The organism is Acetobacter pasteurianus subsp. pasteurianus LMG 1262 = NBRC 106471 (genome assembly GCF_000285275.1).
Lineage (GTDB): Bacteria > Pseudomonadota > Alphaproteobacteria > Acetobacterales > Acetobacteraceae > Acetobacter > Acetobacter pasteurianus.
This window is the reverse complement of sequence record NZ_CADO01000040.1, coordinates 1-9,820: the sequence shown is the minus strand read 5'-3', so window position 1 is coordinate 9,820 and position 9,820 is coordinate 1. Positions and strand designations below refer to the sequence as shown.

The following is a 9,820-nucleotide window of genomic DNA, read 5'->3' as shown; positions in this document are numbered from 1 at the left end:
AAAACAGCTGCCTGAATTCTCATTCAATGCCCCACTAAAAATGGGGGGATTACCGTCTCGCCGCGCTACGGTCAGTTTCTCTACATGATGACACGAGCCTGCAAAGCCCGTCGGGTCGTAGAATTCGGCACGTCGATGGGAATCTCGACCATTTATCTGGCCACGGCCCTTCGTGATAATGGTGGCGGGCAGTTGATCGGTAGCGAAATGGAACGCACCAAGGTGGCACAGGCGCGGGCAAATCTTGATGCAGCAGGCTTAGCTGATCTGGTGGATATTCGTGAAGGCGATGCGCTTGAAACGCTCCGCGATATTGATGGACCGGTTGATCTTCTTCTACTCGACGGTGCGTTCTCGCTCTATCTGCCAGTTCTGAAACTGATCGAACCCCGGCTGGCACCCGGCGCAGCGATCTTCGGCGAAAATGCGTTTGATCCAGACTACATCGCTTACCTGAACAACCCGGCGAATGGATATTTGTCCCAGACGCTGCCGCTGGACGAAGGCCGAGGCAACGGGTTCGCTGTCAGGGTCGGGTGATGGCACACGGAGAGTAGCCAGATTAAATCTTGAAACCTAGGTATTGACATATCTCGATGTGTAGTTATGTTTGGCAGTGTCACTCACCCACAGAAGGAGACGCCCGGTGAAGTTTGCCAATCAGCTCGATACCGACGCCGAGCGCCTCGGTGGTTACAAAAGGTCAGGCATTGAACGCAAAACCCAAAAATTAGCGCTTGATGCCCGCAGCCGGCTCAACGAGGCTTCTGCCGGACTGTTCTGATCCCGAGTGGATATGAGGCCTTTCACGCTCTCATATATTGATGTTTCTAAATATCTAGGACTAGCAAAATGCAAAACTCGGTTCTCTTCGACAGTCTGACCCTGGGTCCGTATACCCTCAGAAATCGGATCGTTCTCCCCCCGCTCACACGTTCTCGCAGCTCCCAGCCGGGAAACATCCCCAATGATCTGATGGCGACCTACTACCGCCAACGCTCCAGTGCAGGGTTCATGGTGACCGAGGGGACACAGATCGAACCGCGCGGACAGGGATATGCGTGGACACCCGGCATCTACAGTCCCGAACAGGTAGAGGGCTGGCGCAAGATCACCGATGCCGTTCACGCCGAGGGAGGAACCATCTTCTTGCAATTATGGCATGTGGGGCGCGTATCTCACACCTCCCTCCAGCCTGGTGGAGCCGCTCCGGTCGCGCCATCGGCGATCCCGGCCGAAAATGTCAAAGTGTTCGTTGAAACCGGCCCGGGCCAGGGTGCTCTCACACTACCGTCCGCACCACGCGCCCTGACCACCGCAGAGGTCAAGGAACTCGTCCAGCTCTATGCCAAAGCAGCGCGCAATGCTCTTGATGCGGGCTTTGACGGCGTGGAGATCCACAGCGCCAACGGCTATCTGATAAACCAGTTCATCTCTACCCACACCAACCAGCGCGAGGATGAATATGGCGGCTCACTGGAAAACCGACTGAGATTCCTGGCCGAAGTGACACAGGCGGTTGCCGATGTCGTCGGTAAAGAGCGAATGGGAGTCCGCTTTTCTCCCCTGTTCGCTTCCACCAACGAGGACCGCGTCTATCTTGGTCTTGTCGAGGAAGACCCCCACACGACCTACATTGAGGCCATAAAGGTTCTCGAAAAAGTTGGGGTCGCTTACGTCTCGATTGCCGAGGCGGATTGGGATAACGCGCCGGAACTGCCTGAATCCTTCCGTGCGGACGTACGGAAAAACTTCAGCGGCCGGGTTCTCTATGCTGGCAGGTACACTCCCGAGCGTGGCGTGCGCGTGGTCAAGGCAGGCTGGGGCGATCTGATTGCCTTCGGGCGTCCCTTCATCGCAAACCCCGATTTGCCGGAACGCATCGCTCATGGTTGGCCGCTCAATCCAGTAGATCCTACGACCATGTATGGCGGCACCGACAAAGGATATACTGACTATCCCACCTATCAGCGTTAGGGATTTCAGGCCGTGTCCAGACATCTGGACACGGCTTCTGACACTTCCAGCGTAATTAGGTCCATCCCAAAGGAAACGAGATATTGCTATATTGGCATTTCTCGCTATATGGAGGATCATGAGCATCGATATCAACGACGCACTGAAGGCCTTGGACAACCCCGCCCGACTGGCAATCTTGGCGAAGCTCAAGGACCCTCGCAAGAATTACCCTGAACAGGAAGTCGATCCTGAGCAGGTAGGTGTCTGCGTGAGCATCATACAGGAGCGGGCCGGCCTGTCTCAGTCGACCATTTCGCTGTATCTGACAGCACTACAACGCGCCAAGCTCGTCACGTCGCAGCGCATAGGCCCCTGGACCTATTACAAGCGCGATGAGGCGAACATCGCGGAATTCCTGAAACAGTTGCAGGATCTGATTTGAGCGGCGATCGCAATCGCCGCTCCATCTCCTTTCAACTTTTCTGAATCTCGACAACCAGTCGGCCCCGCACTTTTCCGGCAATGATATCTTGGCCGGCTGTGATGACGTCCTCAAGATGGATCGTCGCGGTGATCTCGCCTAATTTCTCGCGATCGAGATCCGTTGCAAGACGCGCCCAGGCTTCAAGGCGACGCGGCTTCGGACACATTACCGAATCAATACCAAGCAGCGAGACGCCGCGCAGGATGAACGGTGCTACCGATGCAGGCAGGTCCATTCCCTGCGCCAAGCCACAAGCCGTAACTGCACCGCCGTATCGGGTCATCGACAGCACATTAGCGAGCGTATGTGAGCCCACAGCATCGATGCCCGCGATCCACCGTTCCTTGCCGAGCGGACGCATGGGGCCGGAAAGTTCGTTACGATCAATGATTTCGGCCGCTCCGAGGCTCCTGAGATAATCTGCTTCCTCTGCCCGCCCGGTCGAAGCGATGACGTGCCAGCCAGCCTTCGCCAACAGGGCAATCGCGACTGAACCCACGCCGCCAGCAGCACCTGTGACGATTACCGGCCCATCAGATGGCTGCAATCCATGCTTTTCCAGCGCCAGAACGCTGAGCATTGCAGTGTAGCCCGCAGTGCCGATCGCCATAGCCTCGGCTGGCGTCAGCCCGGCAGGCAAGGGTACGAGCCAATCCCCTTTGACACGGCTTTTCTCGGCATAAGAACCGAGATGTGTTTCACCCGTTCCCCAGCCGTTCAGGATGACTTGGTCGCCGACGCGGAAATCCGGATGACCTGATGCTTCAACTACGCCAGCACCATCAATGCCCGGGATCATGGGAAAGCGCCGGACGACCGGAGCCTTGCCTGTCAGAGCCAGGCCATCCTTATAGTTGACCGTGGAATGCGTCACTCGAAACGTGACGTCTCCGTCCATCAAATCCGCCTCGCTGAAATCTTTCAGTCCAACGATCTGACTCGTGTCGTTTTTCTCGATCACGATCGCCCGAAATGTGCTCATAGTGCCGTGCCTCCTTTATAATTAGACCGATCGTCTAGTGTTGCCGAAAAAAAGGGATCAGGTGCGGAGCATCGCAAGAAATCCCTCTGCGAAGGTTCTAAGTGGGGTACTGTTGCGTTCGAGCTTGGCGCGGAGAACTGCTCCTTCCCAGCCGATCCAAAAAAACGCGGCAAGATGATCGGCATCATGATGGTTGCGGATCTCACCTGCTGCCTGCGCTGCGCGCAAACACAGGGCCGTGCACCGTTGCCAGTCTGCAAAAATATCACTCAGTTTCTGACGAAAGGCTTCTGGAAGCGCACCCATCTCCTGCCCCAGATTGCCAACAAGACAGCCGCGCGAAAACGCAAAGCGCTCCATTGCTGCCTCTGCATCGACCATGAAAGCTTTCAGCCGATCCAACGGCGAGAGGCCATCATCGGCAAAGAACCGATCCAGCTTGCGTGCGAAATAATGACCATAGTGATCAATCAGTTCGGCGCCAAAAGCCTCCTTGCTTTCAAAATAGTAATAGAACGAGCCTTTAGGTACCCCGACCACCTTTAGCACCTCGTCGAGACCGGTTGCGGAAAAACCTTTCTCTGTCAGCGCTACCAAGCCAGCCCGCACCAGTGATGCGCGCGTCTCGTTGAATCCGGCCGTTGCCTTCGGTGGACGTCCGCGACGACGGGAAGGAGTGGCAGGATTCATACTGATTTAATTAGACCGAACATCTATATAATTCAAACGGAGAGTCACCAACGCACTGATAGTTGATCCTGGCGACGAAGCACTTACCTCCCCATGCCCTTGGCAACCCAACTTCATCCCTCTCGCTGTTGAGGCCAGCATTTCGCAATCATAAAGCGAAGCAGCCTCAACTGTGTCAGAGCGCTCCGCAACGCTCAGGTAGGAAGCTTATTGAACCGATTGGCTGCAATTTTTTCCCTGATTTCGGGCCGTCGGAAATAGATCGGCATTCCACAGCGCAATGGGCGGCCACCCCGAACCACCACAAACGCTTCATCCACCCTAGTGTCATTCAGCAACTCTTCCCGACGGATCAGCGGACGACTGATTTCATGGTAGCTGGAGTTCGCACCGCGTGAGCGGTTACTGGCTTCCCACCCCTTTCCGGACGTGCCGGAGTTGCTGCCCTCGGATGTCGCCATGACGCCATATTGACCAAAGGTTTCTTCCAGTTCCTTGGCCGTATCGAGGTCAGAGATCGCAACATATGTCCGATGTGCAGCCGCCTCGTACCATGCGCGCTTTCCCTCGCGCCCCCATTGTTCTTCAAGCTGGCCGACCGACTGGTAAAGCAGCCTCAGAGTGATGCCATATTTCCGACCAGCATCCCGCGCTGTTGCCATGATTCGCATCCGCCCAAGACGGGCAACCTCATCCAGCAGGAAAAGGACACGATTCTGGATATGACCATCCGCCTCATAAACAGCGTTCAGCAAGGCTCCAATGATTGTGCGGCCGATTTCCGGTGTGTTTTCCAAGGCTCGCAAGGGCAACTGGACGAAAATATCCGTCTTACCGTCGATAAGATCGGACGACCGAAAACTGTCTCCGGACACGAGGTCAGCAAAGGCGGGATTACTGAGCCAAGATGTCTTGTCATCGGCGTTGCCGTACACACCCGAAAATGTTTCATCGACCAGTCCTTTAAGCGCACCGGCTATTTGGCTCGCATAGGCGCACGGGCTGTTCGCATGAATCGTGCTGAGCAGATTCCTCATTTCTTCCTGCGGCGTGCAAACCCCGCTTCTCAGCGTCCGCAACGTCTTTTCTTCGTCTGGTAGATCCGGATCAAACATCATGTGCGCCAATAAACACGTCACAAGGTTTCGGCCCTGCTTATCAAAAAACTCATTATTATTGTCTTTTTTTGAACTACTCTCTCGACAGATCCATGACACGACATCCTGTATATTTGTAATAGCTTCGGGAGAATGAATGTCGATCCAGTCGAGAACATTAAACCCGATATCTCCACCGAGCCGCAGTTCATAAACCTGATGCTCCAGCGTCCTGGAACGGAACGGCCGGAGCATTGGACCCAATTCCGTGCTTGGATCAAGGACCACTGCTGATCCTGTCCATGTCGTCAGTGTGGTGACTGCCGATGTTGATTTGAACGATCCCGGTCCGGCAAAAACGAGGCTATGGGTCGACCCCGTTTCGCAGGGGTCTATAAGCAGTGGAGCCCGCCCGCCCTGTCCCCAAGTCTTTGGATCTTTAGGATGAAAAGGCATTTTTGCGCGCGGATCTTCATCGACACGGTATGCTTCACCAACAACCACCCCCCCGTAGTCCGGAGAAGGGCACGGAAAGAGCTTCCTGGCCTGCTTCATCGTCATCCAGTCGGCATAGCCGTGATTCTCAGTCACGCCACGGATCGGCGGCTGCCTTCGACTGAAGATGGAACGCCGAAGCGACGGACCAATTGCACCACGCCGCAAAGCCACTGCCAGCAGTATCAACACCACCACAATGCTGCCCGCACCCGCGCCGATCTTGAGCCACAGCACAACGACCGGGTTATCTCGGCCGTAAAGAAAATATAACCACCATTGATAAAATGGATGCGCGAACGAGCCCAACAAACCCGTTCCTTTTAAGAATACGACTGATGCAACGACAGTCCACGACACCAAAACTATCGCTACACTGAAAACAATCCTTGAAGTCAGGACAATCGACTTGGTTTCAAACGCCATATCGACACCCTCAGTATTTTGACAGTAGGTCCGCCACGGTTTCATTCCGCCGACGCGCATCAGCAGCCAGCCATACTTCTCCGATGGAATATACCGCGCCCATCGTCTCAAACGGCACGATCACATCAATCGCAGCCGAGAGCATTTCAACAAGGGTCTTGTCTTCCAGAGCCGCGCCTTGAGGTGAACCTTTGATAAGGGCAAATAATTTCTTAAATGCCTGCACGGGATTGGCGCCGTGAATGGTGGAAATTGAGCCCGGATGCCCTGAGACAACCTCATTAAGATAGGTCCAGGCCGCAACGCCTTCCCTCAACTCTTGCGGCAGAATACGGTCTGGACGCATACGCAAAGACGCTTCCAGTAGATCGCTCGGCCCAACCGTATTTATCCCTGTGCTCCCTTTGGAATACAGCAGCCGCACATGGTTAGGATGTGGAACTATCAATTCCAGAGAGTCTTCTATGGTTATCAGTCTCTCACCCAAGGGGATCGCCGAGATCAGCGTCCTAGACATGGTTGTCTTGCCGGACCCTGTCGCTCCGCATAGCAGGATGGTCAACTTGTTGCGGACGCATGCCGTCAGAAAGGCTTCCAGATTTCCGTCATCATAACATTTCAAAACCTCTTCATGCCGTCGCTGTTCGGCTTCGGTCCGCTTGTCCCAGCGGTTCCAGCGCGAGATGTCATATCGCTTCGTGACCGCGGTAAGAGCGGCGACATGACTGCCTGGCCGCCGGATCGTCAGACTTACCGTGCCGGCCGGTACGGTCGGGGGCAAGCACACTTGCAGACGTTCGCCGTTCGGCAGCTCCGTAGAGCACAGTGGATGCCGCTCTCCCACGTCCTGCTTGCGCAGAGCACCCGCCAAGATCGCGATATCTTCGAGATCCGCAAAGGTCAAAGGAAGGGGATGCCGAGTGAATATACCCCTCTGTCGAACAAAGACTTCTCCCGGTTTATTGACGCAGACCTCTTCCGTTGTCGGGTCTTCGAGCCATCCCGCAAGCGGCTGCATCAGAAACCGAAGCTGAACAGCGGCTTCATTGAGCATTGATACCTACCGTGGGCCTGAGATCATAGATGTCAGAAAAATCGAGATCACGAGCGACAAATATTGCGACCGTTTTTCCTTGTGCTTTTTCGCCTGTCGGTTGAATATTTATGTCAGCCTGCAATGCTGTATTTGCGACAGTCTGACCATTTGACTGAAAAGAGTTGAAATACGCACCGCTATTGTTGCTACCAACCCGCGATGCCAATTCCACCCCTGCATCCAGGCCACCTTGGATCACGCTCAAAAGGATGGCACTGCTGAAGCGCGCCCACCAGTGATTGTTTACCGTCACCTTTATGCCGCTCTCACCCAACTCCCCCGTTGCGGGTGAGTCCAGTTCAATGATGCCATGCTCCGGGGTCTCCGCCCTGTCCCAGATCACGAATGCCCGATCTTCACCACGCATCAAACCATGCTGCATTTCGCCCGTGACGATCGTTCCCTTATCCATAAGGACCACGTTCCCTGTTGTGCTCCGCACGTCCACGGGAATTTCGCATTTTGTGTAGCCAGCAAGCTGAGTGTTTAGCTTGGTCTGAAGAATGCACGGAATGATCGTGCCCTTCGTCACCAAAAAATCCGGATGCGGCAACATATGTGCTTTAGCCTGGTCGAGCACCGTCGGCTTCAGACGAACAGCGAGGGATTTATCATCCTGCGGTCCTGCCTGATGGGCAGCTTCCCCACCATTGGCGACAACCGCTTGTGGACTGGCTGGCGCAGCAGACGACGAGACACTGCCCGCACTGCTACCGGAAGCAGCAAAAATTGGGCTCTCGGCCGGCGTCATCTCGTGATGCTCTTGAGGCGTCGGGAAGAACCCACGGGACGCCTGTGGTGGCGGTGGCACGGGCATCGGAAGAGCCGGAGCGGGAGGAGCTGTGAGCGGTGCGCTATGTAGCTTCTGTCCCTGAGACACTACAGGCAGGTTTGGCTGCTGCTCATTGAGCTTCTTCGTTTTGTCGAGAGCACGCAACCAGATGAAGCCAAGCAGTACCACTACAACCAACGCCGCAATGCCCACCTTCTGCCACGCAGTCAGTTCGCGGCGGTTATTTCCAGATACGAGAGAGCCACCCTCATTGACCGGGCTATCATTGGTCTGATTCTCGCTCATTGGGCCGCCTCCTTCAGCGTACGGACCACGTTCGGGCTGATCGTATTTGTGCCGGGATTGTGGCCGACCGGATCGAACGCCTTATTGAAGACACACAAAACGGTATCTCCGTCCCGAAGACGCCACGCCGGAGCCAAATGGTCGGCGATCATCAGCGTGCCCCACCCAGCCGGATCGTTCTTCACGCTATAATTGGCCGTAGCTTCCTTGCCATCCGGGTTTATGGTGAACAAAGAGGGAAGACGTACATTCCCCGGGAACCGGAAGATGGTAATATTTCCATTATCCCATACTTCCAGTGGCGTGATGGAGCGATCACCTTTAGCAATGTATTTCCAATTTTTTGTTCCAAAATTTGGATCTTTTGTTTCCCGCTCCATTCGTTCATGCGCAAGTTGAAGTTCTAGTACTTTTGCGCGCGCTTCCGCTTGGGCCTGTTCTTGTTTTTGTCGTGCAAGAGCCGCCACGCGGCGCGCCGCTGCTTCATCCGCCGGGTAGGTAAACTGGACGCTGTAGTAAACTCCGTCCGTTGAGTTTGCGAGCGACGCCCCCGTAACAGTCTGGACTTCAAAAACATATCTGCGCTCCTGACCTGTGTCGTTGCGCGTGAGAACGACAACCGGCTGAAGGCTCAGACCATTGGTGGCCTTGAAAAACAGATAATTTCCGGCGGGAGCGGCTTTCAGATGAATGCTATCACTTACCGCCACGCGATCGACAGTTTCATGTGCGCCAAACCCGATAACGAGCGTCGCCCCTACAGCCGTGGATAGGTGGACAACCTGATCTGCTACGTACGGGACATAACGCATTCTGGTATCATGCCGACTTGGTAGCGGGTCTTGCTCTCCAAAAGCCGGCATCACAGACAAATATGTCGCCGCGAGGAATGCGGCAGCAGCGAGATACTTCATTATACCCCATCCTCTGACGACTGATAGGACGTGACGATCACACCGCCTGGATTATTCAGACGTGCTTTAGCGGGGAGATCGGTCAGGCGCAGGATCTGGACGGTTGCCGTCCAGGTCGTAACTTGTGGTCGCTGACCATCCATCGACACAGTACGTCGAAAACGCACCTGAATGACGCTATTACCAATTGGCGCCAGTGACACTTCTTCGACGTCAATCTGGCCTTTCTTACCGACAGTCACCTGCGGGGACTTCGGATTTGGGAAATTGAACCAGCTTTGATACTGGTCGCGCACCTGATCCGAACTCATGAGAGACACGGTGTCATACGCATACTGGGCTGTTGCGTAGGTATAACCCTCACGCAGTCGCACGTACTGCCAGACCGCTGAGTTGATGACCGCTTCGTCCATCGTCTTCGGCAAGCGCGACATCGATATTTCGCTGTCCACGGTCCCATCAGGACGCACCCAAAGGGGCATCGGAACCAATTTTTCAAGTGGTAGCAATGCTCCGATCGACCATGCCAGCCCCATGTTGGCAATCATCGACGCGGAAATCTCACAGAAGGGTTGTACATCGGGTTAGATTATGAAAAA

Annotated in this window: 11 protein-coding genes; 4 read left to right on the top strand and 7 right to left on the bottom strand. The window is 55.0% G+C overall.

From position 1 onward, the window contains the following. The first annotated feature begins 15 nt into the window (after window positions 1-15). From APA10_RS08650 to APA10_RS08640, 4 genes are all read left to right on the top strand, one after another. Entirely contained in the window at window positions 16-540 is a 525-nt protein-coding gene (locus APA10_RS08650) for an O-methyltransferase (RefSeq protein WP_343204073.1), read from the top strand. 106 nt (window positions 541-646) lie between these two features. Beyond that, window positions 647-784, top strand: a complete 138-nt coding sequence (locus tag APA10_RS15155) for a hypothetical protein (RefSeq protein ID WP_010512211.1) — start codon at window positions 647-649, stop codon at window positions 782-784. Window positions 785-852: 68 nt separating this feature from the next. Next, window positions 853-1,977, top strand: a complete 1,125-nt coding sequence (locus APA10_RS08645; RefSeq protein WP_035367506.1) for an alkene reductase — start codon at window positions 853-855, stop codon at window positions 1,975-1,977. A gap of 118 nt (window positions 1,978-2,095) precedes the next feature. Further along, entirely contained in the window at window positions 2,096-2,401 is a 306-nt protein-coding gene (locus APA10_RS08640; protein ID WP_010512214.1) for an ArsR/SmtB family transcription factor, read from the top strand. Between the two features lie 31 nt (window positions 2,402-2,432). Here the strand turns inward: APA10_RS08640 and acuI are convergent, their stop codons facing one another. The 7 genes from acuI to APA10_RS08605 form a co-directional block, all read right to left on the bottom strand. Further along, window positions 2,433-3,425 carry an acrylyl-CoA reductase (NADPH) gene (gene acuI / locus APA10_RS08635; RefSeq protein ID WP_010512215.1) on the bottom strand — a complete coding sequence of 331 codons (993 nt, stop codon included), beginning with the start codon at window positions 3,423-3,425 and terminating at the stop codon, window positions 2,433-2,435. 57 nt (window positions 3,426-3,482) lie between these two features. After that, window positions 3,483-4,115, bottom strand: a complete 633-nt coding sequence (gene acuR / locus APA10_RS08630) for an acrylate utilization transcriptional regulator AcuR (RefSeq protein WP_035367504.1) — start codon at window positions 4,113-4,115, stop codon at window positions 3,483-3,485. A gap of 194 nt (window positions 4,116-4,309) precedes the next feature. Further along, window positions 4,310-6,133, bottom strand: coding sequence for a type IV secretory system conjugative DNA transfer family protein (locus APA10_RS08625; RefSeq protein WP_035367503.1), 1,824 nt, complete (start codon window positions 6,131-6,133; stop codon window positions 4,310-4,312). 10 nt (window positions 6,134-6,143) lie between these two features. Then, a complete protein-coding gene (gene virB11, locus APA10_RS08620) occupies window positions 6,144-7,187 on the bottom strand; it encodes a P-type DNA transfer ATPase VirB11 (RefSeq protein WP_035367501.1) in 1,044 nt (347 codons plus the stop codon). Continuing rightward, window positions 7,177-8,307 carry a type IV secretion system protein VirB10 gene (gene virB10, locus APA10_RS08615; protein ID WP_035367500.1) on the bottom strand — a complete coding sequence of 377 codons (1,131 nt, stop codon included), beginning with the start codon at window positions 8,305-8,307 and terminating at the stop codon, window positions 7,177-7,179. Before virB10 ends, virB11 begins: the two co-directional genes overlap by 11 nt. After that, entirely contained in the window at window positions 8,304-9,221 is a 918-nt protein-coding gene (locus APA10_RS08610; RefSeq protein ID WP_198911722.1) for a TrbG/VirB9 family P-type conjugative transfer protein, read from the bottom strand. Before APA10_RS08610 ends, virB10 begins: the two co-directional genes overlap by 4 nt. Next, on the bottom strand, window positions 9,221-9,769 hold the full coding sequence (locus APA10_RS08605; RefSeq protein WP_080587129.1) for a type IV secretion system protein VirB8: 549 nt from the start codon (window positions 9,767-9,769) through the stop codon (window positions 9,221-9,223). The genes APA10_RS08610 and APA10_RS08605 overlap by 1 nt, the downstream gene beginning before the upstream one ends. Window positions 9,770-9,820 lie beyond the last annotated feature (51 nt).

Bases quoted from the DNA above. Each gene is read 5' to 3' on its own strand.
- APA10_RS08645 (WP_035367506.1), top strand. From the start codon at position 853: ATGCAAAACTCGGTTCTCTTCGACAGTCTGACCCTGGGTCCGTATACC.
- APA10_RS08640 (WP_010512214.1), top strand. From the start codon at position 2,096: ATGAGCATCGATATCAACGACGCACTGAAGGCCTTGGACAACCCCGCC.
- acuI (WP_010512215.1), bottom strand. From the start codon at position 3,425: ATGAGCACATTTCGGGCGATCGTGATCGAGAAAAACGACACGAGTCAG.
- acuR (WP_035367504.1), bottom strand. From the start codon at position 4,115: ATGAATCCTGCCACTCCTTCCCGTCGTCGCGGACGTCCACCGAAGGCA.
- APA10_RS08625 (WP_035367503.1), bottom strand. From the start codon at position 6,133: ATGGCGTTTGAAACCAAGTCGATTGTCCTGACTTCAAGGATTGTTTTC.
- virB11 (WP_035367501.1), bottom strand. From the start codon at position 7,187: ATGCTCAATGAAGCCGCTGTTCAGCTTCGGTTTCTGATGCAGCCGCTT.
- virB10 (WP_035367500.1), bottom strand. From the start codon at position 8,307: ATGAGCGAGAATCAGACCAATGATAGCCCGGTCAATGAGGGTGGCTCT.
- APA10_RS08610 (WP_198911722.1), bottom strand. From the start codon at position 9,221: ATGAAGTATCTCGCTGCTGCCGCATTCCTCGCGGCGACATATTTGTCT.
- APA10_RS08605 (WP_080587129.1), bottom strand. From the start codon at position 9,769: ATGATTGCCAACATGGGGCTGGCATGGTCGATCGGAGCATTGCTACCA.